General features: G+C 71.4%; 19 protein-coding genes. 5 read left to right on the top strand and 14 right to left on the bottom strand.

Features of this window, described 5'->3' with window-relative positions; genetic code table 11:
• Positions 1 to 50: 50 nt before the first annotated feature.
• Positions 51 to 806: an SIS domain-containing protein gene (locus ACZ4RZ_RS32425; RefSeq protein ID WP_467750025.1), complete on the bottom strand. Its 756-nt coding sequence runs from the start codon at positions 804 to 806 to the stop codon at positions 51 to 53.
• Positions 807 to 1,102: 296 nt separating this feature from the next.
• Between ACZ4RZ_RS32425 and ACZ4RZ_RS32430 the strand changes: the two genes are divergently transcribed.
• The 3 genes from ACZ4RZ_RS32430 to ACZ4RZ_RS32440 all read left to right on the top strand — a co-directional run bounded on the left by ACZ4RZ_RS32430 (position 1,103) and on the right by ACZ4RZ_RS32440 (position 5,080).
• The gene (locus ACZ4RZ_RS32430; protein ID WP_467750027.1) at positions 1,103 to 1,795 is read left to right on the top strand and encodes a metal-dependent transcriptional regulator; all 693 of its coding nucleotides are present in this window, start codon (positions 1,103 to 1,105) and stop codon (positions 1,793 to 1,795) included.
• A gap of 808 nt (positions 1,796 to 2,603) precedes the next feature.
• Positions 2,604 to 3,482 (top strand): alpha/beta fold hydrolase, encoded by an 879-nt coding sequence (locus tag ACZ4RZ_RS32435; RefSeq protein ID WP_467750029.1) that lies wholly within the window; start codon positions 2,604 to 2,606, stop codon positions 3,480 to 3,482.
• 557 nt (positions 3,483 to 4,039) lie between these two features.
• Positions 4,040 to 5,080, top strand: a complete 1,041-nt coding sequence (locus tag ACZ4RZ_RS32440) for an isopenicillin N synthase family dioxygenase (protein WP_467750031.1) — start codon at positions 4,040 to 4,042, stop codon at positions 5,078 to 5,080.
• A 103-nt stretch (positions 5,081 to 5,183) separates the two neighbouring features.
• Here ACZ4RZ_RS32440 and ACZ4RZ_RS32445 read toward each other — a convergent pair whose 3' ends face one another.
• Complete coding sequence (locus ACZ4RZ_RS32445; RefSeq protein ID WP_467750033.1) at positions 5,184 to 6,284, bottom strand: citrate synthase 2; 1,101 nt, start codon at positions 6,282 to 6,284, stop codon at positions 5,184 to 5,186.
• Between the two features lie 489 nt (positions 6,285 to 6,773).
• Here ACZ4RZ_RS32445 and pdxH point away from each other — a divergent pair, with 489 nt between their 5' ends.
• The gene (gene pdxH, locus ACZ4RZ_RS32450) at positions 6,774 to 7,412 is read left to right on the top strand and encodes a pyridoxamine 5'-phosphate oxidase (protein ID WP_467750134.1); all 639 of its coding nucleotides are present in this window, start codon (positions 6,774 to 6,776) and stop codon (positions 7,410 to 7,412) included.
• A 10-nt stretch (positions 7,413 to 7,422) separates the two neighbouring features.
• Here pdxH and ACZ4RZ_RS32455 read toward each other — a convergent pair whose 3' ends face one another.
• From ACZ4RZ_RS32455 to ACZ4RZ_RS32490, 8 genes are all read right to left on the bottom strand, one after another.
• Entirely contained in the window at positions 7,423 to 8,040 is a 618-nt protein-coding gene (locus tag ACZ4RZ_RS32455; protein WP_467750035.1) for a TetR/AcrR family transcriptional regulator, read from the bottom strand.
• Positions 8,028 to 8,762: an enoyl-CoA hydratase family protein gene (locus ACZ4RZ_RS32460; protein WP_467750037.1), complete on the bottom strand. Its 735-nt coding sequence runs from the start codon at positions 8,760 to 8,762 to the stop codon at positions 8,028 to 8,030. Before ACZ4RZ_RS32460 ends, ACZ4RZ_RS32455 begins: the two co-directional genes overlap by 13 nt.
• Positions 8,759 to 10,324, bottom strand: coding sequence for a 4-coumarate--CoA ligase family protein (locus ACZ4RZ_RS32465; RefSeq protein ID WP_467750039.1), 1,566 nt, complete (start codon positions 10,322 to 10,324; stop codon positions 8,759 to 8,761). The genes ACZ4RZ_RS32460 and ACZ4RZ_RS32465 overlap by 4 nt, the downstream gene beginning before the upstream one ends.
• Before the next feature lie 30 nt (positions 10,325 to 10,354).
• The gene (locus ACZ4RZ_RS32470; RefSeq protein ID WP_467750041.1) at positions 10,355 to 11,515 is read right to left on the bottom strand and encodes an acyl-CoA dehydrogenase family protein; all 1,161 of its coding nucleotides are present in this window, start codon (positions 11,513 to 11,515) and stop codon (positions 10,355 to 10,357) included.
• Positions 11,516 to 11,596: 81 nt separating this feature from the next.
• A complete protein-coding gene (locus ACZ4RZ_RS32475; RefSeq protein WP_467750043.1) occupies positions 11,597 to 13,444 on the bottom strand; it encodes an acetyl/propionyl/methylcrotonyl-CoA carboxylase subunit alpha in 1,848 nt (615 codons plus the stop codon).
• Between the two features lie 8 nt (positions 13,445 to 13,452).
• Positions 13,453 to 15,051 carry an acyl-CoA carboxylase subunit beta gene (locus ACZ4RZ_RS32480; RefSeq protein ID WP_467750045.1) on the bottom strand — a complete coding sequence of 533 codons (1,599 nt, stop codon included), beginning with the start codon at positions 15,049 to 15,051 and terminating at the stop codon, positions 13,453 to 13,455.
• Positions 15,048 to 16,751 carry an acyclic terpene utilization AtuA family protein gene (locus ACZ4RZ_RS32485; protein WP_467750047.1) on the bottom strand — a complete coding sequence of 568 codons (1,704 nt, stop codon included), beginning with the start codon at positions 16,749 to 16,751 and terminating at the stop codon, positions 15,048 to 15,050. The genes ACZ4RZ_RS32480 and ACZ4RZ_RS32485 overlap by 4 nt, the downstream gene beginning before the upstream one ends.
• Positions 16,748 to 17,542, bottom strand: coding sequence for a TIGR03084 family metal-binding protein (locus ACZ4RZ_RS32490; RefSeq protein ID WP_467750049.1), 795 nt, complete (start codon positions 17,540 to 17,542; stop codon positions 16,748 to 16,750). The genes ACZ4RZ_RS32485 and ACZ4RZ_RS32490 overlap by 4 nt, the downstream gene beginning before the upstream one ends.
• A 170-nt stretch (positions 17,543 to 17,712) precedes the next feature.
• Between ACZ4RZ_RS32490 and ACZ4RZ_RS32495 the strand changes: the two genes are divergently transcribed.
• Positions 17,713 to 18,345, top strand: coding sequence for a hypothetical protein (locus tag ACZ4RZ_RS32495; RefSeq protein ID WP_467750051.1), 633 nt, complete (start codon positions 17,713 to 17,715; stop codon positions 18,343 to 18,345).
• Positions 18,346 to 18,444: 99 nt separating this feature from the next.
• Here the strand turns inward: ACZ4RZ_RS32495 and ACZ4RZ_RS32500 are convergent, their stop codons facing one another.
• From ACZ4RZ_RS32500 to ACZ4RZ_RS32515, 4 genes are all read right to left on the bottom strand, one after another.
• Positions 18,445 to 19,425 (bottom strand): EamA family transporter, encoded by a 981-nt coding sequence (locus ACZ4RZ_RS32500; RefSeq protein ID WP_467750053.1) that lies wholly within the window; start codon positions 19,423 to 19,425, stop codon positions 18,445 to 18,447.
• A 72-nt stretch (positions 19,426 to 19,497) separates the two neighbouring features.
• Entirely contained in the window at positions 19,498 to 19,869 is a 372-nt protein-coding gene (locus tag ACZ4RZ_RS32505) for a hypothetical protein (protein WP_467750055.1), read from the bottom strand.
• 32 nt (positions 19,870 to 19,901) lie between these two features.
• Positions 19,902 to 21,053 (bottom strand): lipid II:glycine glycyltransferase FemX, encoded by a 1,152-nt coding sequence (locus ACZ4RZ_RS32510; protein WP_467750057.1) that lies wholly within the window; start codon positions 21,051 to 21,053, stop codon positions 19,902 to 19,904.
• Positions 21,054 to 21,325: 272 nt separating this feature from the next.
• Complete coding sequence (locus ACZ4RZ_RS32515) at positions 21,326 to 24,304, bottom strand: FAD-binding and (Fe-S)-binding domain-containing protein (protein ID WP_467750059.1); 2,979 nt, start codon at positions 24,302 to 24,304, stop codon at positions 21,326 to 21,328.
• Between the last annotated feature and the right edge of the window lie 61 nt (positions 24,305 to 24,365).

Consider the following 24,365-nt stretch of genomic DNA (forward strand, 5'->3'; position numbering starts at 1 on the left):
GCCGCCCCGGGCGCCCCGCATGCCCACAGCCATGACGGCTGAAGGCCGGCTCAGCGGCGGTAGAAGATTCGGTCCCCGTATTCCGTCATCACGCGGCCGTTCCACTCGTGGCCGCCGTCCACGTTGCCCGAGCGGAGGAGGGGCGGCTCGATGCCGCGGTCGGCGAGGGAGCCGGCGGCCGTGGCCATGACGGCCTGGAGGAGGGCCGTGGTGACGACGGTGGAGGCGGGGGCGAAGGGGGCCTCGATCGCGTCGAGGGTGAGCTCCGCGTCGCCGACCGCGATCTTCGAGTCGAGGACGATGTCGCAGTGGTCCTTCAGGTACGTCCCCGAGACATGCCGCGACTTCGTCTCGGAGGCGTAGGCGACCGAGGTGACGCCGATGACCTTCACCCCCAGCGCGCGGGCGTTCATGGCCATCTCGACGGGGAGCGCGTTGCGGCCGGAGAGCGAGATGATCACGAGTACGTCGCCGGAGCGGACCGGGCTGGAGTCCAGGACGGCGCTCGCCAGGCCGTCGACGCGCTCCAGGGCGGAGCCGAGCGTCGCGGGCATGACGTCGACGCCGACGACGCCCGGCACGGCGAGCAGGTTCATCAGGGCGAGGCCCCCCGCGCGGTAGACGATGTCCTGCGCGGCGAGCGAAGAGTGTCCGGCGCCGAAGGCGAAGAGCCGTCCGCCGTCGGCGACGGTGTCGGCGATCAGGGTTCCGGCCGCCGCGATGTCCCCGGCGTCCTCGTCCCGCACCCGCTGCAGCAGGCCGATCGCGGCGTCGAAGAACTGCCCGGCCAGCTTGCTGTCGCTCATCGGCGAAGCCCCTTAGAAGTCTCGTCGGCGTCGGGTGGGCGTCGTGTCGCGGATCACGTTGCGGTCTGGACCAGTGCCCTGTCAATACGGCCCGCGGGGGCGACACTGGGCTCGGGGCGCCGCGCCACATCCGCCCCGGCCGAGCCCCGGGCCCGTACAGCCGCAGAGGCACTCGTAACCGCGTGGTTTCAACAGCGAGGCACGGTTGTCAGTGGTATGCGTCAGAATTGGTTTCAGGGCCAGCGCACACGCCGGTGAGCCATCGCGTCTCCGGCAGAGCTAATCGAGGGGCACGAATGTCCGGACTGATCGACACCACGGAGATGTATCTCCGCACCATCCTCGAGCTGGAGGAGGAAGGCGTGGTCCCCATGCGCGCCCGGATCGCGGAGCGGCTCGACCAGAGCGGACCGACGGTCAGCCAGACGGTGGCGCGGATGGAGCGCGACGGCCTGGTGGCGGTCGCCAGCGACCGGCACCTGGAGCTCACCGAGGAGGGGCGGCAGCTGGCCACGCGTGTCATGCGCAAGCACCGCCTCGCGGAGTGCCTGCTCGTCGACGTCATCGGTCTGGAGTGGGAGCAGGTGCACGCCGAGGCGTGTCGCTGGGAGCACGTGATGAGCGAGGCCGTCGAGCGGCGGGTCCTCGAGCTGCTGCGCCACCCGACCGAGTCGCCGTACGGGAATCCGATCCCGGGCCTGGAAGAGCTGGGCGAGAAGGACGGCGCCGACCCGTTCCTGGACGAGGGCATGGTGTCGCTGGCCGAGCTCGACCCGGGGCTCGACGGCAAGACCGTGGTCGTACGGCGTATCGGTGAGCCGATCCAGACGGACGCGCAGCTGATGTACACGCTGCGGCGGGCGGGCGTGCAGCCCGGCTCCGTGGTGAGCGTGACCGAGTCGGCGGGCGGCGTCCTCGTGGGCAGCGGCGGCGAGGCCGCGGAGCTGGAGGCGGACGTTGCCTCCCATGTGTTCGTCGCCAAGCGCTAGCACCGGCAGCGACGGGGCGCCGGGCGTCGGCACCTGATCATCGCCGGACGCCGACTCCCGTGTGATCGGCGCCCGGCACCGGTACCCGCGAGGGGCAGCTCCCGGGCGCCGGCCGTGGGGGCCGGCATCCGCCGTCCCCGCGGTCGGCACCCGGGCGCACGCCGGCTACCTCCACGTCGGCCCCGGGCGCACGCCGGCTACCTCCACGTCGGCCCCGGGCGCACGCCGCGCATGCTCGCCCACGTGATTCGGAGCATGTCAACTCCCGCGACACCAGAGGCAGTTGTGATGAATCCGCGACCCCACTGAAACCAAGATTCAGTGTGCGGAATCGCAGCGCCGGGACCATTTGCGTGCGAGGCTGTCGCGTGAGGCATATGACCTGAGGGCTCTTGACCGTGTCCGAGAGCGATGGTGCGCGGTCGGGGAGGGGGCGGGGAGGATGTGCCGCAGATGTGGAGAGGGCCCCGGCGCCAGATGGCGCCGGGGCCTGTCCTCCCCTGTGCTGACCCGGAGCCCCGAGCTCTCAGGGTCATTCCCCTCGGACCGTTTTCCCCGAGCGGTCCGCCTCCCGCTGAAGATCTCCCCTCGGCGGCGGCGGTCAATCCCAGAACATGGTCACTCGAATGAGGGGTGTTGCAGCCAGGAAGGCCATTTTCGAAACCTCATTCGATAACGTGGCGGTGCAGTAGGGGTACGCGTAGAGCAGCACCGGTAGCAGGAGCAGCGGTAGGAAGCGGTACGAGTGGACCGGCCGGTTCGAGCGGGAGCGAGCCGGTCCGAGCGAGCTAGGGGGGTGCCATTACCGATGGTGCGGCGCATCGACGTGACGGGAGCGGGCGGCGTACGCCTCGCTGCGTGGGAGTTCGCCGATCCTCCGAAAGTGGATCCCCCCAGGGCCGACGAGGCCTCGGGAGCCCCCGGAGTGCTGTTACTGCACGGCCTGATGGGCCGCGCCTCGCACTGGGCGTCCACCGCCCGCTGGCTCTCCGAGCGGCATCGTGCCGTCGCCCTCGACCAGCGCGGTCACGGCCAGAGCGACAAGGCACCGGAGGCGGAGTACACGCGCGAGGCGTACGTCGAGGACGCCGAGGCCGCGCTCGAGCAGCTCGGCCTCGCTCCGGCCGTTCTCATCGGCCACGCCATGGGTGCGCTGACCGCCTGGCAGCTCGCCGCGAAGCGGCCCGATCTCGTGCACGGGCTGATCATCTGTGACATGCGGGCGTCGGCGTTAGGGGCCGCGTCGCAGCGTGAGTGGGAGGACTGGTTCAAGGCCTGGCCGGTGCCCTTCGCCACGCTCGCCGACGTACGGAAGTGGTTCGGCGAGGACGATCCCTGGGTGGAGCGGCCGAATCCGTCCCGAGGGGAGTTCTACGCCGAGGTGATGCACGAGTCCCCGGACGGGTGGCGTCCGGTCTTCCAGCCCGATCAGATGCTCAAGTCCCGGCAGACGTGGGTGTACGACGCCCACTGGGAGGAGCTCGCGCAGGTGCGGTGCCCGGCGCTCGTCGTGCGGGGGCTGGACGGGGAGCTGGGGCGGGCCGAGTCGCAGGAGATGGTCCGGGTGCTGCCGAACGGGCAGTACGCGGAGGTGGCCGAGGCGGGGCACCTTGTGCACTATGACCAGCCGGAGGCTTGGCGGACGGCGATCGAGCCGTTTCTGGACGGGGTCCTTACGGGGCGCTGAGCACTTCTCGTTCGTTGCCCGGCGCCGTCATCTTCTCGGAAAACCCCTTGAAGTGCCCGGACTGGGTTCCTAGGGTGATTGTTACTTCGGAGAGGAGGTGGTTCGGCAGATGTATGAATACCGGACGGAAGAGGTGGCTGCGGGCTAGTAGCCCGTCACCACACTCAGTGCGGTGCCGGACCAGCGCGCGAGCTCTGCGCGCAGCCGGCCGAAATTCCACGCAGTCACCCGACCCGCGAGCTCGCCGGTACGTCCGGCCGGCTCCTCCGCCGTGAGGCGGGGGGACCCGAGCTCGCGGGTCGTCTGCGTTTCAGGTGTGGTGTGAGGTGGGGCACAGGTGCATCGGCCGCCCCGCAGTACTCTGGGGCCATGCTTCCGATGCTCGTTCGACGCCGCCACGTGGACTACGTGCGCGTCACGAGCATGGGCTGTCGGCGTTCTGCCTGACCCAGCCCCCTTGTGCGCTTCTCGCACCGTTTCACTCTTCCACTTGGCACCCGCGGCCCCGCCCCACCCTTGGCGGCTGCCCGGGCCCCGTACACCTGCGGACGCGACTCATGACGACGAACACGTCTTCTCAGCACCAGCAGCACCAGTACCAGCAGCTTCCGATCATTGATCTCTCCGCGGCCGACCGCGGCCCCCGGGCCCGTGCCGTCATGCACGCGCAGTTGCACAGCGCCGTGCACGACGTGGGGTTCTTCCAGCTTGTCGGGCATGGCGTGACAGAGGCCGAGACTGGCGCTCTGCTTCAGGCCATGCATCGGTTCTTCGCGCTTCCCGAAGTCGATCGGCTCGCGATCGACAACGTGAACTCGCCGCATTTCCGGGGGTATACGCGTACGGGCGACGAGCGGACGGGAGGGAGTCGGGACTGGCGGGATCAGCTCGACATAGGGGCTGAGCGGGCGGCCCGGACGCCTGGGCCGGGTGAGCCCGCGTACTGGTGGCTGGAGGGGCCGAATCAGTGGCCGGATGCCTTGCCGGAGCTGCGGGTCGCCGCGCTGGCCTGGATCGACCGGCTCAGTGCCGTCGCGGCGCGGCTGCTGCGTGAGCTGCTCGTCGCCATTGGCGCGCCCGGCGACTTCTACGAGCCGATCTTCGGGGAGCGGGCTCATCCGCATCTGAAGCTGGTGCGGTATCCGGGGAGTGCGGGTGACGGCGGCGATCAAGGGGTCGGCGCGCACAAGGACTACGGGTTTCTGACGCTGCTGCTGCAGGACCAGGTGGGTGGGCTTCAGGTGCAGCGGGAGGACGGGCTGTTCCATGATGTGCCGCCGCTGCCGGGGGCCTTCGTCGTCAATCTGGGTGAGCTGCTGGAGGTGGCCACCAGCGGGTATCTGATCGCGACCAATCATCGGGTGGTCAGTCCGGCCGGGGCCACCGAGCGGTTCTCCGTGCCCTTCTTCTACAACCCGCGGCTCGACGCGCGGGTCGAGCCGTTGCCCTTCCCGCACGCGTCCGCCGCGCCCGGGGTGACGACGGATCCGGCGAATCCGCTCTTCGCCGAGTACGGCAGGAATGAGCTGAAGGGCAAGTTGCGGGCGCATCCGCTGGTCGCCGCCCGTCATCACGCGGAGCTGCTCACGCCCGCGTGATGACCGGCGTACGGAGGGGACCTTTCTCCTCGGCGCGACCTGGTTCTCGGTACGACCGATTCTCAGTGCGTCGGTACGACCTGGTTCTCGGTGCGACCGATTCTCAGTGCGCGATGTCCTCGTAGCCCTCGATTTCCCGGGGGCTGCGCGAGCCGGGGCCCACGTAGCGCGCGGAGGGGCGTACGAGACGGCCCGTGCGCTTCTGTTCCAGGATGTGCGCCGACCAGCCCGCGGTGCGGGCGCAGGTGAACATCGAGGTGAACATGTGGGCCGGGACCTCGGCGAAGTCGAGGACGATGGCGGCCCAGAACTCGACGTTCGTCGCGAGGACGCGGTCCGGACGGCGGGCGTGGAGTTCGGCGAGGGCGGCCTTCTCCAGGGCTTCGGCGATCTCGAAGCGGGGGGCTCCGAGGTCGCGGGCGGTGCGGCGCAGGACCCGCGCGCGCGGGTCCTCGGCGCGGTAGACGCGGTGGCCGAAGCCCATGAGGCGTTCGCCCTTGTCGAGGGCCTGCTTGACGTAGGCCCCGGCGTCTCCGGTGCGTTCGATCTCCTCGATCATGCCGAGGACACGGGAGGGCGCGCCGCCGTGCAGCGGGCCCGACATGGCCCCTACGGCGCCCGAGAGCGCCGCCGCGACATCCGCGCCCGTCGACGCGATGACGCGGGCCGTGAACGTGGAGGCGTTCATGCCGTGCTCCGCCGCGGAGGTCCAGTAGGCGTCCACGGCCGCCACGTGCTTGGGGTCCGGCTCTCCGCGCCAGCGGATCATGAACCGCTCCACGACGGACTGCGCCTTGTCGATCTCGTGCTGCGGGACCATGGGCAGGCCCTGGCCGCGGGCGGACTGGGCGACGTAGGAGAGGGCCATGACGGCGGCGCGGGCGAGGTCCTCGCGGGCCTGCTGCTCGTCGATGTCGAGGAGGGGCTTGAGGCCCCAGACGGGTGCCAGCATGGCGAGCGCGGACTGGACGTCGACGCGGATGTCGCCGGAGTGGACGGGGATCGGGAACGGTTCGGCGGGCGGCAGGCCGGGGTTGAAGGCGCCGTCGACGAGCAGCCCCCAGACGTTGCCGAAGGAGACGTGGCCGACCAGATCCTCGATGTCGACGCCTCGGTACCGGAGTGCGCCGCCCTCCTTATCCGGTTCGGCGATCTCCGTCTCGAACGCGATGACTCCCTCGAGTCCGGGTACGAAGTCGGACATCAGGCGGCTCCTCGTGATGTGTGCGACAGATGGTGTTGTGGGGGTGTGCGTGGCGTACATGCTGCTTGTGGTGTACGTGGTGTTCGCGACCATGTGTCAGGAGTGGGTGGCGGTCGATGGTCGTTCGTCCGCCGGTCCGGTTCCACGGTCGTTCTCGAAGACTTTCGAAGGCTCTCGGGAGCCTTTCGAAGGGTCCTCGCCGACTCGCGGTCCGAAGCGGTCACCCCGGTGATGCCCCGTGCGGCTGGCGGTCATCCCAACCGGAACGGCAGCAGCACGATATCCCTGAGTGCCACCGTTGGGGAGAGTGTGCGGCACTGAGTGCCACGCAGTGATGAAGCACACGCCCGCCGAAGGCGGGGGCGCATACGGCAGGATGACCGCGTGAACGACCGCTTCCCGGATGAATCCGCTGCCGAGCCCATCGTCCAGCGCGCGGCCGAGGCCGCCGACGCCGACGCCGAAGAACTCGCCGCCGACCCCGCCGCGATGCGCGCGCACTACCGCGCCGAGGGTCTGGACGAGGCGGACCTCGCCCCGCACCCGATGGACCAGTTCGCCCGCTGGTTCAAGCAGGCGGCGCAGGCCGCGGTGCACGGTTTCGTGCACGAGCCGAACGCGATGGTCGTCTCCACCGCGGACGCCGAGGGCCGGCCCAGTGCGCGCACGGTGCTGCTGAAGCAGTACGACGAGCAGGGCTTCGTCTTCTACACCAACTACGACTCCCGCAAGGCCCGCGAGCTGGCCGCCAACCCGTACATCTCGCTGCTCTTCCCGTGGCATCCGCTGGCCCGCCAGGTCATCGTCACCGGCACGGCGCGGCGCACAGGACGCGACGAGACCGCCGCGTACTTCCGCACGCGCCCGCACGGCTCCCAGCTCGGCGCCTGGGCCAGCGCCCAGTCCTCGGTCATCCGCTCCCGCGCCGAACTGGACTCCTCGTACGCGGAGTTGAGCGCCCGCTACCCGGAGGGCGAGCAGGTACCGGTCCCGCCGCACTGGGGCGGTTTCCGTATCGCCCCGCAGGCGGTGGAGTTCTGGCAGGGCCGCGAGAACCGCCTGCACGACCGGCTCCGGTACGTGGCGGAGCCCGACGGCAGCTGGCGGGTGGAGCGGCTCAGTCCCTGAGGCCGACGCCTCAGCCGAGCGCCTCCTCCATCAGCGAACCCCACTGCTCCACCACCCGCTCCCGGCGCCCCCCGTCGTCCGTGAGGAGGTTGGCCAGGCCCAGGCCCCGGGCCATGTCCAGCAGCCCCTGGACCGTCTCGCGCACGCCGGGTCGGGACTCGTCGGCGCCGAGGAGGTCGACCGCGATGCGGTGGGTCTCGCGGCCGACGCGGGCCTCCAGTTCGGTGACCCTCGGGCGGAGTTGGTCCTCGTTGGAGGCGGCGACCCAGAGGTGCAGGGCGGCGCAGAAGAGGGGGCCGGTGTAGAGGTCGACCAGGGCGGCGACGACGGCGCGGCGGTCGGCGGCGCCGTCGGGGAAGAGGGCCCGCAGGGCGGTGGAGCGTTCCTCGGCGACGTACTCGACCGCCGCTGTGAAGAGGTCCTCGCGGGTCGGGAAGTGGTGTTGGGCGGCGCCGCGGGAGACGCCGGCGCGTTCGGCGACGACGGAGACCGTGGAGCCCGCCCAGCCGTGCTCGGCGAGGCAGGCCACGGCGGCTGCCAGGAGCCGCTGCCGGGTGGCCCGGCTGCGGTCCTGCTTGGGGACATGCGGAAGACGCGCGGCGTGCTCCGTCGTGCTCACACCACCCATGTGGGGTCCCGTCGTTCGAGGAAGGCCGTCATCCCCTCGCGGGCCTGTGCGGAGGAGAACAGCCGGGCCGAGAGCGCGGTCAGTTCGGCCGCGTCCCGGTCGAAGGTCTCCAGCACCTTAGCCGTGAGCAGCTCTTTCGTCTCGGCGAGGCCTTGGGGGGACGCTCGGCGCAGGCCGTCGAGGATGGGGGCGAGTACCTCGTCGACGTCGTCGCCACTCGCCGTGAGCAATCCGCTGCGGACCGCCTCAGCGGCGTCGAAGCGTTCGCCGGTGAGGTAGTAGCGGGCGAGGGCTCGGGGGTCGGTGCGGGGCAGCAGGGGGAGGGAGATCACGGCGGGTGCGACGCCGATGCGCACCTCCGTGAAGGCGAAGGTGGCCTCCGTGGAGGCGGCCGCGAGGTCGCAGGCGCCCAGCAGGCCGAGTCCGCCCGCCCGTACGTGTCCGGTCACCCGGGCCAGCACGGGTTTGCGCAGCTCGACGATCTGCCGCAGCAGTCCGACGAGGGCGTCCGGATGCGGCGGATCGCGCAGGTCGGCGCCCGCGCAGAACGTGTTCCCGGTGTGGGTCAGGACGATGGCGCGTACGTCGCCGTCCTTGCCGCACCTGGTGAGCGCGTCCGCCAGTTCGCCGACGAGGACGGCCGAGAGGGCGTTGCGATTGGCGGGCGAGTCGAGGGTGAGGGTGGTGATGGCGCGCTCGCGCGCCATGTGTACAACGGTCATGAGCGGCCCCGCAGTTCCCGTCGCAGGATCTTCCCGGAGGCCGCCCGTGGGACGCCCTCGATGAAGGTGACGGCACGGACCCTCTTGTACGGGGCGACGCGTTCGGCGACGTACATCATGACCTCCCCTTCGGAGAGGTCGGTCGCGGACGGCTGGCGGACCACATAGGCGTGGGGGATTTCGTTGTTGTCCTCGTTGTAGGCGCCTATGACGGCTGCGTCGGCAATGCCGGGGTGGGTGAGCAGCAGCGCTTCGAGTTCGGCGGGGGCGACCTGGAAGCCCTTGTACTTGATGAGTTCCTTGACGCGGTCGACGACGAACAGCCAGCCCTCGGCGTCCACGTGGCCCACGTCTCCGGTGTGCAGCCAGCCGTCGGGGTCGATCATCGCGGCGGTGGCGTCGGGACGGCCCAGGTAGCCCTTCATGACCTGAGGGCCGCGGATGGCGATCTCTCCGGCCTCGCCGACACCCAGCTCCTTGCCGGGGTCGTCGAGGGAGACGATGCGCATCTCGGTGCCGGCGATGAGCCTGCCGACCGTCCCGGGGGGCGCGTCCGGGGTGTTCAGGGGCACCAGGTGGGTGCAGGGCGAGAGTTCCGTCATGCCGTAGCCCTGGCCGATGGGCGGCAGCCCGAGCCGCTGCGAACAGGCCTGTGCCAGTTTCGCGTCCAGGGGCGCGGCGGAGGAAATGACGTGCCTCAGGGACGACAGGTCGTACTGGGCGACCGCCGGGTGCTTGGCGAGGGCGAGGACGATCGGCGGGGCCACGAACAGCACGTTGATGCGGTGCTTCTCGATGGCCGCGAGGAACGTGTCCAGCTCGAAGCGGGGCAGTACGACGACGGTGGCGCCCTGCCGCAGCGGTGCGTTCATCAGGGCCGTCAGCCCGTAGATGTGGAAGAACGGCAGTACGGCGAGGATGCGGTCGCCTGGGCCCAGGGGCATGGACGGCACGAGCTGCGCCAGGTTGGTGGCTATGGACCGGTGAGTGAGCATCACGCCCTTGGGGATGCCGGTCGTCCCGGAGGAGTACGGGAGGGCCGCGACGTCGGCCACGGGGTCGATGTCGATCCGCGGTTCGGGCGCGGTGGTGGCGAGCAGGTCGATCAGCGAGCGGTGCCCGGGCGCCTGGTCGCAGACGAAGATCTCCCTTATACCGCCCGCGAGTTCGGCTGCCGCGCGGGCGGTCTCCAGGAGGGGCGACACGGTGACGATCCAGGTGGCCGCGCTGTCGCGCAGCTGCTTGGCGAATTCCTCGGGCGTGGCGAGCGGGTGCACGGTCGTGACCGACGCCCCCGCGCGCGTGGCGGCGTAGAACGCCGTCGGGAAGGCGATGGTATTCGGACTGTGCAGGGCGAGCACATCGCCCTTGCGGACGCCCGCGTCGGCGAACGCGGCGGCCAGCAGCCGGTGGAAACGGTCCAGTTGTTCGTACGTGAGCGTGGTTCCATCGACGCCGTCGACGAGCGCGGGCGTGCCGCCGCGCTCGGTGGCACGGCCGAGGACGGCGTCGTGGATGGGTTCCTCGACGGCCGGGACGTCTGCGTACTGGCTGCGGAACACGGTTCCTCCTAGAGCGGCTCGAGCGGCTCGCTAGTACGACTTGGGCAGGCCCAGGGTCTGGTGGGAGACGTAGTTGAGAATCATCTCCCTGCTGACCGGTGCGATACGAGACACGCGCGACGCCGTAATCAGTGAGGCGATGCCGAATTCGCGGGTGAGGCCATTGCCGCCGAGGGTGTGCACGGCCTGGTCGACGGCCTTCACACAGGCTTCGGCGGCCGCGTACTTGGCCATGTTGGCGGCCTCTCCGGCGGCGATGTCGTCCCCGGAGTCGTACAGGAACGCCGCCTTCTGCATCATCAGGCGGGCGAGTTCGAGCTCGATGTGGGACTGCGCCAGGGGGTGCGCGATCGCCTGGTGGGCGCCGATGGGCGCCTTCCAGACGGTGCGTTCGCGCGCGTACTCGACGGCCCTGGAGAGCGCGTAGCGGCCCATGCCGATCGCGAACGCGGCCGTCATCACCCGCTCCGGGTTGAGCCCGGCGAAGAGCTGGAGCAGGCCCGCGTCCTCGTCGCCGACGAGCGCGTCGGCGGGCAGCCGTACGTCGTCCAGGGTCAGCTCGAACTGCTTCTCCGCGCCCTGGAGTTCCATGTCGATCCGGCGCCGCCCGAAGCCGTCGGCGTCGCGCGGGACGATGAACAGGCACGGCTTGAGGCGGCCCGTCCGCGCGTCCTCGGTGCGTCCCACGATGAGCGTGGCGTCGGCGATGTCGACGCCGGAGATGAACACCTTGCGGCCGGTGAGGACCCAGGTGTCGCCGTCGCGGCGCGCCGTGGTGGTGATCCGGTGGGAGTTGGAGCCCGCGTCGGGTTCGGTGATGCCGAAGGCCATGGTGCGGGTGCCGTCGCTCAAGGGCGGCAGCCACTCCCGCTTCTGCGCCTCGGTGCCGAAGCGGGCGATCACCGTGCCGCAGATCGCCGGGGACACGACCATCATCAACAGCGGGCAGCCCGCCGCTCCCAACTCCTCCAGCACGATGGACAGTTCGGCTATGCCGCCGCCCCCGCCGCCGTACGCCTCCGGCAGGTTGACGCCGAGGTAGCCGAGCTTGGCCGCCTCGGACCAGAGTTCGTCCGGGTGGGCCCCCTCGGCGACGAGCTTGGTGAGGTATGCGCGGCCGTAGCGCTTGCCGAGGGCGGCTACGGCGGAACGGAGGGCTTTGTGCTCTTCGGTTTCGGTGACGGGGCTCATGAGGTCTCCTGAACAGTGCGGCTGGTTCGTGGCTGATCGCGCCCACGCGGCGGAGCCGCATGGTGTTACAGTCCCGCGCCCCTAAAGGGGCGTGTCGTGCTGAACCACAGCTAGAAGGGCGCCGACCTCGACCTGTTGGCCGGGGACTGCATGAAGGGCCGTGAGCGTGCCCGAGGCGGGCGCGGAGATCTTGTGCTCCATCTTCATCGCCTCCAGCCACAGCAGGGGCTCTCCGGCCCGTACAGCGGCTCCTGCGGCCAGCCCCTCCGCCACCCGGACCACCGTGCCGGGCATCGGTGCGAGCAGTGAGCCGGGGGCACGCTCCGCGGCCGGGTCGGGGAAGCGGGGCAGCGCGGTGAGAGCGGTCGCGTTCACGAAGACCTGGTCGTCGTAGCCCGAGACCTCGAACTTCCGTCGTACGCCGTCCACTTCGAGCACGACCAGACGGGCGTCGGCGTGCACCACGCGCACCCCCTCGGCGGTCAGGCCCTCGCGGGTGTGCCGGTAGTGGACTTCGTGCTCGGTGCCCGCCATGAGGTAGCGCTTGGTCTGGGGCTGCGAGGGCAGGTTCCGCCAGCCGCCGAACCTGGAGCGCCCGTGCGCGTCCGCGAGGGCGGCGGCCAAGGGGGCGTGCGGGTCGGGGGCAGGTGTCGTCAGATCGGTGAGGTGGCGCTCGTAGAAGCCGGTGTCCATCCGGGCCGACGTGAACTCCTCGTGCCGCAGCGACCGTACGAGCAGGTCCCTGTTGGTGACCGGGCCGTGGATCGTCGCCCCCTCCAGGGCGCCCGACAGCCGGCGGAGGGCTTCCGCGCGCGTGGGGGCGTGGGCGACGGCCTTGGCGAGCATCGGATCGTAGTGGATACCGATGGGGTCGCCGTCGGTGTAGCCGGTGTCCAGGCGGATGCCGTCCGGGACGGTGAGGCGGTGCAGGGTGCCGGTCTGCGGGGCCCACGCGCCGGCCGGGTCCTCCGCGTACAGGCGGGCCTCGACCGCGTGACCACGCGCGCGTGGAGGGTCGTTGTCGAGCGCCGCGCCCTCGGCGACCTGGATCTGCAGGGCCACGAGGTCGATGCCGAAGACGGCTTCCGTGACGGGGTGTTCGACCTGGAGGCGGGTGTTCATCTCCAGGAAGTGGGCCTTGCCGTTCGCGACCAGGAACTCGACCGTTCCGGCGCCCACGTAGTCGACGGCGCGGGCGGCGCGTACGGACAGGTCGTACAGCGTCTCCGTGAGGTCGCCCAGCCCCGGTGCGGGAGCCTCCTCGATGACCTTCTGGTGGCGCCGTTGGAGGGAGCAGTCGCGGGTGCCGAGTGCCCACACCGTGCCGTGCGTGTCGGCGAGGATCTGCACCTCGACGTGCCGGCCGCCCTCCGCATAGGGCTCGACGAAGACCTCCCCGTCGCCGAAGGCACTGAGCGCCTCGGCACGGGCGGCCGTCAACTCGGCGTCCAGCTGTGCCAGTTCCCTGACAACGCGCATACCGCGCCCGCCGCCGCCCGCGGCCGCCTTCACCAGCACGGGGAGGTCGTCGGCCGTCACCTCCGACAGCGTTTCGATCCCCATCAGCTTCTTGGCGCGCGTCTTCGAGGCCATCGCCTCGATCGCCTCGGGCGGCGGCCCGATCCAGACGAGGCCCGCGTCGAGGACGGCCCGTGCGAAGTCGGCGTTCTCGGACAGGAAGCCGTACCCGGGGTGCACGGCGTCCGCGCCGGCGCTCAGGGCCGCCTTCACGATCAGGTCGCCGCGCAGATACGTCTCCGAGGGCGCCGCCCCCGGCAGCCGTACCGCCGTGTCGGCCACGCGCGCGTGGAGGGCGTTCTCGTCGGCGTCCGAGTGCACGGCGACGGTTCGGATTCCCCACTCACGGCAGGTGCGGAAAACACGGCACGCGATCTCGCCGCGGTTGGCGACGAGCACAGAAGTGATCACTGGATCCCTCACATCCGGAAGACGCCGAAACCACCGCGCGCGCCCTCGTACGGCGCCGTGTGGATCGCGGACAGGCACAGGCCGAGGACGGTGCGGGTGTCGCGCGGGTCGATGACCCCGTCGTCGTACAGCCGCCCGGACAGGAACATCGGCAGGGACTCCGACTCGATCTGCTGCTCCACCATGGCGCGCAGGGCGGCGTCGGCGTCCTCGTCGTACGGCTGCCCCTTCGCCGCCGCCGACTGCCGGGCGACGATGGACAGGACGCCCGCGAGCTGCTGGGGGCCCATGACGGCCGACTTGGCGCTGGGCCAGGCGAACAGGAAGCGCGGGTCGTACGCCCGCCCGCACATGCCGTAGTGACCGGCCCCGTACGAGGCCCCCATGAGCACGGAGAGATGCGGGACGCGCGAGTTGCTCACGGCGTTGATCATCATCGCGCCGTGCTTGATGATGCCGCCCTGCTCGTACTCCTTGCCGACCATGTAGCCGGTGGTGTTGTGCAGGAAGAGGAGGGGGATGTCGCGCTGGTTGGCCAGCTGGATGAACTGGGCGGCCTTCTGGGACTCGGCGCTGAAGAGCACCCCTTGGGCGTTGGCGAGGATGCCGACGGGGTAGCCGTGGAGCGTCGCCCAGCCGGTCGTGAGGCTCGTCCCGTACAGGGGCTTGAACTCGTCGAAGTCCGAACCGTCGACGATGCGGGCGATGACCTCGCGCGGGTCGAAGGGTGTCTTCAGGTCGCCGGGGACGATCCCCAGCAGCTCGTCCTCGTCGTACTTGGGCGGGGCCGCCGGGCCCGGATCTACGTGTGCCTTGCGGTGGTTGAGCCGGGCCACCACGCGCCGGGCCTGCCGCAGCGCGTCCTGCTCGTCGACGGCGAAGTAGTCCGCGAGACCCGACACGCGCGCGTGCATCTCGGCACCGCCCAGCGACTCGTCGTCGCTCTCCTCGCCGGTGGCCATCTTGACCAGCGGCGGCCCGCCCAGGAAGACCTTGGCCCGCTCCTTGACCATGATCACGTGGTCGGACATGCCGGGGACGTACGCGCCTCCGGCGGTGGAGTTCCCGAAGACCACCGCCACGGTGGGGATTCCGGCCGCGGACAGCCGCGTGATGTCGCGGAAGATCGCACCCCCAGGGATGAAGATCTCTTTCTGGGACGGCAGATCGGCGCCGCCCGACTCGACGAGGCTGATGCAGGGCAGCCGGTTGGCGAGGGCGATGTCATTGGCCCGCAGCGCCTTCTTCAGACTCCAGGGGTTGCTGGCACCGCCGCGCACGGTCGGATCGTTCGCCGTGATCAGGCACTCGACCCCTTCGACCACGCCGATGCCGGTGACGAGCGAGGCGCCGACCGCGTAGTCGCTTCCCCAGGCCGCGAGCGGCGACAGCTCCAGGAAGGGCGTGTCCGGGTCGAGCAACAGCTCGATCCGCTCCCGCGCGAGCAGCTTGCCGCGCTTCCGGTGCCTGGCGACGTACTTCTCGCCGCCGCCCGCGAGCGCCTTGGCATGCTCGGCGTCCAGCTCGGCAAGCTTGGTGAGCATGGCTTCGCGGTGGGCGGTGCAGTCGGGACTGTTGATGTCGAGCGCGGAGGAGAGGACGGTCACAGGAGGGTCTCCGGTATGTCCAGGTGGCGGGAGCGGAGCCATTCGCCGAGGGCCTTGGCCTGGGGGTCGAAACGGGCCTGGGAGGCGACGCCTTGGCCGAGGATGCCTTCGACGACGAAGTTGAGGGCGCGGAGGTTGGGCAGTGTGTGACGGACAACTTTCAGATGACAGCTTTCAGTTATCAGATTCTGAAATCTGTCAGTTGTCAGTTGATGAGCCATCCACCGCCAGGCGTCGTCCGATCGCGCCCACACACCGACGTTGGCGTTCCCGCCCTTGTCCCCGCTCCGGGCCCCGGCGATGAGCCCGAGGGGAGCGCGGCGGGTCGGTCCGGTCAAGGGCAACGGCTCAGGCAGCGGCGGCTCTTCGGGCGTCTCCAGTACGCGGGTGTCCTCCACCGGAGCCACACGGACCCGTCGCCCGTCGTGGAGGACCGCCCCGTGGTCCACAGCCCCATGGGGGACGTACACATCCTCGAAGACCCCATAAGGCGAGCCCGTCCCAGGTGGCGCCATCACATGGAATCCGGGATAGCTCGCCAGCGCCAGCTCGATGGCGGCGCCGCTGAGCGCCCGGCCCACCGCGTTCTGGTCCGCGTCCCGCACGACGAGCCGGAGCAGCGCGCTCGCGGTCTCCTCGGTGGGGGCGTCGGGGTGGTCGGTGCGGGCGAGGTCCCAGCGGACCTCCGCCGGGCGGGACTTGGCGGCGTCGAGCGCGGCCTCCATCTGGGCCCGTACGAGGGCGGCCTTCTGCTCGATGTCGAGCCCGGTCAGGACGAACACGACCTCGTTGCGGAAGCCGCCGAGCCGGTTGAGGCCGACCTTGAGGGTGGGGGGCGGGGCCTCGCCGCGCACGCCCTCGATCCGTACCCGGTCGGGGCCCTCCTGGGTGAGACGGACCGAGTCCAGCCGGGCGGTGACGTCCGGGCCCGCGTACCGGGCGCCCTGTGTCTCGTACAGGAGCTGGGCCGTCACCGTGCCGACGTCGACGAGGCCTCCGGTGCCGTCGTGCTTGGTGATGACGCTCGTGCCGTCCTCGTGGAGTTCGGCGAGCGGGAAGCCGGGGTGGCGCAGGGTCGCCGGGTCGTGGTCGGCGAAGAAGGCGTAGTTGCCGCCGGTGGCCTGGGTGCCGCACTCCAGGACGTGCCCGGCGACGACGGCGCCCGCGAGCCGGTCGTACGCGCGCGGCCCCCAGCCGAAGTGGGCGACGGCGGGCCCGGTGACGAGCGCGGCGTCCGTGACCCGCCCCGTGACGACGATGTCCGCGCCCTCGCGCAGGCACGCGGCGATGCCCGCGCCGCCGAGATAGGCGTGCGCGGCAAGACTCCCCGGGTGCCGGTGCGTCAGGTCGTCGCCCTCGACGTGGGCGACGCGTACCGGGATGCCGAGCCGGTCGGCCAACTCGCGTACGGCGTCGGCGAGTCCGGCGGGGTTGAGGCCGCCGGCGTTCGCGACGAGGCGTACGCCCCGCTCGTGCGCGAGGCCGAGGCACTCCTCCAGTTGACGCAGGAAGGTCTTGGCGTATCCGCGTTTCGGGTCCTTCAGCCGGTCGCGGCCCAGGATGAGCATCGTCAGCTCGGCGAGGTAGTCGCCGGTGAGGACGTCCAGCGGGCCGCCGGTGAGCATCTCGCGCATGGCGTCGAAGCGGTCGCCGTAGAAGCCGGAGGCGTTGCCGATGCGCAGCGGTGGTACGGCGGTCACCCTGCGGCTCCCTTCGGCGCGCGGCCGGCGCCCGGCGGCCCCGCGAAGGCCTGCGCGATGTCCAGCCAGCGGTCGGCGTCGGGACCCTCTGCCCTCACGGCGAGGTCGGCGCGGTTCGCCCGCTGGGTCACCAGCAGGCAGAAGTCGAGGGCGGTCCCGGTGACCCGCTGGGCGGCGTCCGCCGGGCCGTATGTCCACAACTCGCCCGAGGGGCTGACCAGTTCGACCCGGAACTCCTCGCCTGGCGCGGTGAGCCCCCGTACCCCGAAGGCGAAGTCACGGGCCCGCACCCCGATGCGCACCACATGCTTCAGCCGGTCCGTGGGTGCGCGCACCACACCCAACGTGTCGGCCACGTCCTGTCCATGGGCCCAGGTCTCCATAAGGCGGCCGGTGGCCATAGAGGCGGCCGACATGGGTGGGCCGTACCAGGGAAACCGGGTTCCGGTGGGTGCCGCGCGCAGGGCTTCCTCCAGCGCGGCCCGCCCTTCCCGCCACGCGGCGAGCAGCCGCGCGGGCGGCAGCGCGGCCCCCTCCGCCGCACCGTCGTCCACGAAACCGTCGGGCGAGGCGAGCGCCTTCTCGACCTCCTTGGCGAAGGCTTCGGCGTCGGTCACGGCAAGCAGCGCGGCGCGGTCGGTCCAGGCGAGATGCGCGATCTGATGGGCGACGGTCCACCCGGGAGCGGGTGTCGCGAGCGCCCATCGCCCCTCCCCCAACTCCCCCACCAGCCGGTCGAGTTCCTCGCTCTCCCGGTGCAGATCGTCGATCACGGACGACGGGTCGGACACGATGCGCTCCCCTCGGGGCACGACGTTGCGTGTCCGGGAGCATGGCAGTGGTCACATAAACAAGCAAGCATGCTTGCATTAATTGGCGCAGATGCAGCCACCGATACCTCCCGCCGACGAGACCCGGGCGACTTCGCCATGCACAGGTCACACCGCTACGCTCTGCCGCCATGCTTCCCTCTCCGCCGCCCCACCCCGGCCCCGACGCCGCCGTCTACCGCTTCGGAATGCGCCGGCTCCGGACCGGACTGCCGGGCACGCTGATCGCGCTCCTCCTCGCACCGCTCCCGCTCGTCGTCACGGCGGGCAAGGGCGGGGCGGGGGCTGGGCAGTGGATCTTCGCGGGGGTGTGGCTGTTGCTCTGGGGCGGGCTCGGGGCGCTGATGACGTACGCGCTGTGGGCGGGGCGCGGGACGCTGCTCGCCTTCGACGCGTACGGAGTGTGGTGGCGGCACAGCCGGGAGCGGCAGACGGTGGTGCCTTGGCAGTCGCTGGCCGGAGTCGGGCTGTACTGGGCACACAAGGGCAACGCCAAGGCCAGCCAGAAGATCATGAGCCTTGAACTGTGCCCGTACGGCGACGTCGACGCGTCCGACCCGCTGCTCAAGCCGCTCGTCGTACGGGAGGAGCCGCTGCGCCCCGGCCTGCCGGACCGCCGCTACCGGATCGGGATCCCGATGTACGCCAGCCGCCAGTGGGGGCGCGAACTCGCCCAGGCCGCCTACGAGCGGGCGCCGCAGCTGTGGTTCGGCGAGCACGAGCGACCGTACGGCTATATGCGCACTTTGCAGCGCATGAGCTGAGCGGGCGCGATTCGGCCGACAGGCCGGTCAGCCGGCTCGGCCGTGGGCCGGTCGATCGGCTCGGCCGTGGGCCGGTCGATCGGCTCGGTCGTGGGCCGGTCAGCCGCCGGTCCCCAACTCCCCTTCCAGCCCCTTGGCCTTCCCCCGCCCCACCTGGGTCCGCACCGCACCCATGCTCGCCGCGATGACCAGGGCGATCGCCAGGGCCTCGGTCGCCGAGAGGGCCTGGTTCAGGACGAAGAAGCCGGCGGTGGCGGCCACTGCCGGTTCGAGGCTCATCAGGATGGCGAAGGTGGAGGCGGGCAGGCGGCGCAGGGCGAGGAGTTCGAGGGTGTACGGGAGGACCGAGGAGAGGACGGCCACCGCGGCGCCCAGCGCGACCGTGGTCGGGACGAGCAGCTTCGAACCGGACTCGACGATCCCCAAGGGCAGGAACGCCACCGCCGCGACCACCATGGCGAGGGCGAGCCCGTCGGCCTGGGGGAAGCGTCGGCCCGTACGCGCACTGAAGATGATGTACGCCGCCCACATGGCGCCGGCGCCCAGGGCAAAGGCGACACCAATGGGGTCGAGGCTGCTGAAGCCTCCGCCGCCGAGCAGGAAGACGCCGCAGAGGGCGAGGCCGGCCCAGATCAGATTCACGGCGCGGCGGGACGCGAGGACGGAGAGCGCGAGCGGGCCGAGCACTTCGAGCGTGACAGCGGTGCCCAGCGGGATGCGGGCGACCGCCTGGTAGAAGAGGCCGTTCATCGCGGCCATCGTCACGCCGAAGACGAAGACCGTGCCCCAGTCGGCGCGCGAGTGCCCGCGCACCTTGGGGCGGCACACCGCGAGCAGCACGATCGCGGCCACCAGCAGCCGCAGCGTCACGACACCGAGGGCGCCGACCCTTGGCATCAGGGTCACCGCGAGGGCACCGCCGAACTGCACGGAGATGCCTCCGGCCAGGACCAGGCCCACGGGTCCGAGGGAGCCCCGTCGGCGCGGGCCGCCCGCCGCAGACGCGCCCGCCGTCGGCACGGATGCCGTGGCGGGGGTGGCCGGGGCCGGGGAGGACGGGGCGGCGCTGGGGGTGTTCACGGGGCCTTCCAGGGAATCGGCTCAGGGTTCGTTCATCGTGGTGTACCTGCGAGTCCAGGGTAATGGACTCCGTCAGGTGTGTGAACCCGTTGCGCAACTGTCCTCGGGATGCTGGGGGTGGACAGGGGTCGGTGCGGCCCGTCGGGCGCCCGTCCAGAGTGCCTCGTCGCGGAAGAGAGGGCGGCCGTCGGAGAGGTGGCCAGGGACGGCCCGCGGCAGGTGGTGGTCCGGAACGGGTTCGGGGATGTGGGCGGTGGCCTCGCCCGCCGGGAGGGTGCCGGCGTACGGGTACCAGCCGTCCGCGAGGGGGTCGGGAGCGCCGTCGGCCGAGTGGCGGCCCGGCCAGGGCACCGGGACGCCGTAGGAGTACATCGGATCCCCGGCGGGCACTCCGACCGGAGCCTCCACCGCGAAACCACCGGGGAAGCCCACCGGCGCGTCCACCGCGAACCCACCGTCGTCGGGGCTCGCGGACGTCAGCGGCGCGCCATGTACAGGTCCAGCGCCTTGTGCAGCAGGCGGTTGAGCGGGAAGTCCCACTCGCCGAGGTACTCGACGGCCTCGCCGCCCGCGCCGGCCTTGAAACGGAGCAGGCCCAGCAGGTGGTTGGACTCCTCCAGCGTGTCGGTGATGCCGCGGAAGTCGTATACGGCGGCGCCGAGTTCGTGGGCGTCGGTCATCATGCGCCACTGGATGGCGTTGTTGGGCTGGACCTCGCGCTTGCGGCTGGTGGAGGCGCCGTAGGAGTACCAGACGTGGCTGCCGACGGTGAGCATCGTGGCCGCCGCGAGGACGTCGCCGTCGTGGTGGGCGAGGTAGAGCCGCATCCGGTCGGGGTCCTCGGCCGTCAGTACGGTCCACATGCGCTGGAAGTAGGGCAGCGGGCGCGGGATGAACCGGTCGCGTTCGGCGGTCTCGGCGTACAGCTCGTAGAAGGCGGGCAGATCATCGTGGCCGCCCCGCACCACCTTCACACCGGCCTTCTCGGCCTTCTTGATGTTGCGCCTCCACTGCTGGTTGAGACCGCGCTGGATCTCCTCCAACGAACGCCCGGCGAACGGCACTTGGAAGACGTACCGCGGCTGTCCCGCCGCGAAGCCGTCCTCGCCGCCCGGCTCGGTCCGCCGCCAGCCCATGCGGCGCAGTCGCTCCGCGACCTCGATGGCGCCCGGCTCGTACGTCGTGGCCTCCACGTCTCCCAGCCGCCGTGCCGCCGGATCGGCGATCGCCGCCTTGACCGCGTCCGCGCTCCATCGGCGTTCGACGACGGGCGGCCCCATCTTCACCGAGAACGCGCCCCGCGCCTTGAGGTGCGCCAGCATGGGTTCGAGCCAGCGCTCGGCGAGGTCCGCCGCGTGCCAGTCGATGACCGGCCCCTCGGGCAGATACGCGAGGTACCGCTTCACCTTCGGCAGCGGGCGCAGCAGCACCAGGCCGACGCCGACAAGTCGCCCGCCTCCGCCTCCGCGATGGCCGTCGCCGTCGTCGTCGAACCACCCCAGGCTCTCCGCCCGCCAGTCCGGCTTCACATCGCCCCATGACGGCACCTGCATGTGGCTGGCCGAGGGCCGCGTCCTGACGAACGCCAGGTGTTCTTCACGGGTGATCGTCTGAAGGCGGAGGCTCATGCGCACTGCTCCTCGGGGTCCTGAGGGTTCTCGGGTTCTCGGGTTCTCGGGCTCTCGGGTTCTCGGGCTCTCGGGTTCTCGGGCTCTCGGGCTCTCGGGCTCTCGGGCTCTCGGGCTCTCGGGCTCTCGGGCTCTCGGGTTCTGGGGTCCGCGGGTCTGCGGGTCTGCGGGTTCGGGGGTCTCGGAGCCCCGGAACCCCGGAGCCTCGGAGCCCCGAAGTCCCGAAGCCCCGGAGTCCGCAGATCCTCGACCCGGTGGACCTGCCAGCGTACTTACGGGTGTCTTTCCGTCAGCGCCTCCGCCAGTACCTCGGCGAGGTGTCGCCCCCTCCGCCCCGCCAGCTGCTCCAGTTGGGTGCGGCAGGAGAAGCCGTCCGCCAGGATCACCGCGTCATCGGTGGCCGCGCGGACGGCTGGGAGCAGTTGCTCCTCCGCGCAGGCCGTCGACACCTCGTAGTGGCCCTTCTCGAAGCCGAAGTTCCCCGCCAGGCCGCAGCAGCCGCCCGTGAGGGTGCCGGTCAGGCCCGCCGCCTCGCGCAGTCGGCGGTCGGCGGCGTCGCCGAGCACCGCGTGCTGGTGGCAGTGGGTCTGACCGACCGCCGGGCGGTCCAGGCGGGGCGGGGTCCAGTGCGGGGCATGGCGTTCCAGCGCCTCGGCGAAGGTCAGCACCGCAGCCGCCAGACGCGCCGCGCGAGGGTCGTCGTGCAGCAGCTCCGGGAGGTCGGTGCGCAGGGCGGCGGCGCAGCTCGGTTCCAGCACGACGACCGAGGTGCCGTCCATCTCCAGGTACGGCTCCATCAGATCGAGCGTGCGGCGCAGCACGGCGCGGGCGCGGTCGAGCTGGCCGGTCGAGACGTACGTCAGTCCGCAGCAGACGCGTTGGCGGCGCCGCAGGAGCTCATTGAAGCCGAGGGAGCCGACGGAGCCCGACCCTCCGTCCCCGATCCGCCCGAACCTCATCCGCGTCGTGGGCGGCAGCAACACCGTCAGCCCGGCCGCCTCCAGGACCCGTACGGCCGCTCGCCCCACCGACGGTGACAGGTACTCGGTGAACGTGTCGGGCCACACCACGACGGTGTCCCCTCCGAACCCCGGGAACGCGTCCCGTTCCCCGCGCCGCGCGTCCCGCACGAACGCCCGCACCCGATCCCGGAACCTCCGCGACCACCACCGGCTGAACGTCTCGTGCGCCACCCGCGGAATCTCCCGCTCGGGCGCGATCCCGCCCAGCCGCTTGGCCACGGCGGCCAACGGAGGCACTGACGCAAGGGAGTTGACCAGCCGAGCCGAGTGCGTCCGGGTCACCGCCGCCAGCCAGACCGGCAGCCACCCCATCGCGTAGTGCGCGGCCGGGCGCCGTCGCCCTTCGTAGTGGTGGTGGAGGAACTCCGCCTTGTACGTGGCCATGTCGACGCCGACCGGGCAGTCCGACTTGCACCCCTTGCAGGAGAGGCACAGGTCCAGCGCGTCACGGACCTCGGTGGACCGCCAGCCGTCCGTCACGACCTCGCCGGCGAGCATCTCGTGCAGCAGCCGGGCCCGCCCGCGCGTGGAGTGCTCCTCCTCGCCGGTCGCCCGGAAGGAGGGGCACATGACGCCGGCGCCCGCCGGCACGGGAGCGCGGCACTTGGCGACCCCCACACATCTGCGCACCGCCGCCGAGAAGTCCCCGCCGTCCGCCGGATATCCGAACACCACGTCCACCGGCTCCCGCGGCAGCACCGCGAACCGCAGGTTCTCGTCCAGCCGGTGGGGCCGTACGAGCATCCCGGGGTTGAGCAGGTCGTCCGGGTCCCAGATGCCCTTGGCCCGCTCGAAGAGGCCCACCATCTCGGCGCCGTACATCGTGGGCAGCAGCTCCGCACGTGCCTGCCCGTCCCCGTGCTCGCCGGACAGGGAGCCGCCGTGGGAGACGACCAGTGCCGCGAGCTCCTCGGAGAAGCGCCGGAAGCGGACCACGCCTTCGGAACTCATCAGGTCGAAGTCGATACGCACGTGAATGCAGCCGTCGCCGAAGTGCCCGTACGGCGTGCCGCGCAGGCCGTGGGCGGACAGCAGGCCTCTGAAGTCCCGGAGATATCCGCCCAGCCGGGCGGGCGGCACCGCGCAGTCCTCCCAGCCGGGCCAGGCCTCGCTGCCGTCCGGCATCCGGGTTGCCGTACCACTCGCGTCCTCGCGGATGCGCCACAGGGCACGCTGCCCTGCCGGGTCGGTCACCACGAGGGCGTCCGTCACGTCCGCCGCGCGCACGATCGTGTCCGCACGCGCGCGTGCCTCCGCCTCCGACGCGCCGCCCGTCTCCACGAACAGCCAGGCCCCGCCCCGGGGCAGTCCCGAACCGGCCGGCACGAGATCCGCGGCCATCCCCTCCACCGTGAGCGGCCTGTGCGGCAGCAGCCCCGCGGCCGCCTCCGCCGCCGCGCTCTCGTCCGGGTACGCCAGCACGGCCAGCGCCCGCGCGGGCGGCGCCTCCACCAGTCGTACGACCGCCTCGGTCAGCACCCCCCAGGTGCCCTCGGAGCCGCAGAAGGCGCGGGCGACGTCCGCGCCCTTCTCGGGCAGGAGGGCGTCCAGCGCGTACCCCGAAATGCGGCGAGGGAGGTCCGGGAAGCCGGTGCGCAGGCGTGCCAGCTCGCCCTCCACCAGGGCCCGGAGGCCATCGGGGGCACCCGCCCAGTCCTGGCCGAGGCGCACGGCGGCCCCTTGACCGGTGATCACCGACAGCTCCCGCACACTGTCCGCCGTCGTGCCCCAGGCCACCGAGTGGGAGCCGCACGAGTTGTTGCCGATCATCCCGCCGAGGGTGCAGCGGCTGTGGGTCGAGGGGTCGGGGCCGAAGCGCAGTCCGTGCGGGGCGGCGGCGTCCTGGAGGCGGTCCAGTACGACACCGGGCTGGACCACGGCCGTACGGGTCTGCGGGTCGAGCGACACGATCCGGTTCATGTGACGTGTGAAGTCCAGGACGATGCCCGTGCCCGTGGCCTGCCCGGCGATCGACGTGCCGCCGCCGCGCGGCACCACCGGCACGCCGTGCGCGCGGCACACGGCGAGGGCCGCCGCCACGTCGTCGGCGCCGCGCGGGGAGACGACGCCGAGCGGGACGCGCCGGTAGTTGGACGCGTCCATGGTGGTCAGCGCCCGCGCGGTCGCGTCGAAGGCGACCTCACCCCGCACCGCCTGCTCCAGCCCGGTCCGCAGCCCGGCGAGATCGGCCGCCGACGCCGGTGTGCCCTGCTCCCCGAGATCCGTCATGTCTCCAGGATGCCGCTGGGCACCGACAGTGACCGTCAGCCCCGCGCCCCGAATCGCGGAC

The sequence above is a fragment of the Streptomyces sp. NPDC027189 genome, assembly GCF_055566975.1.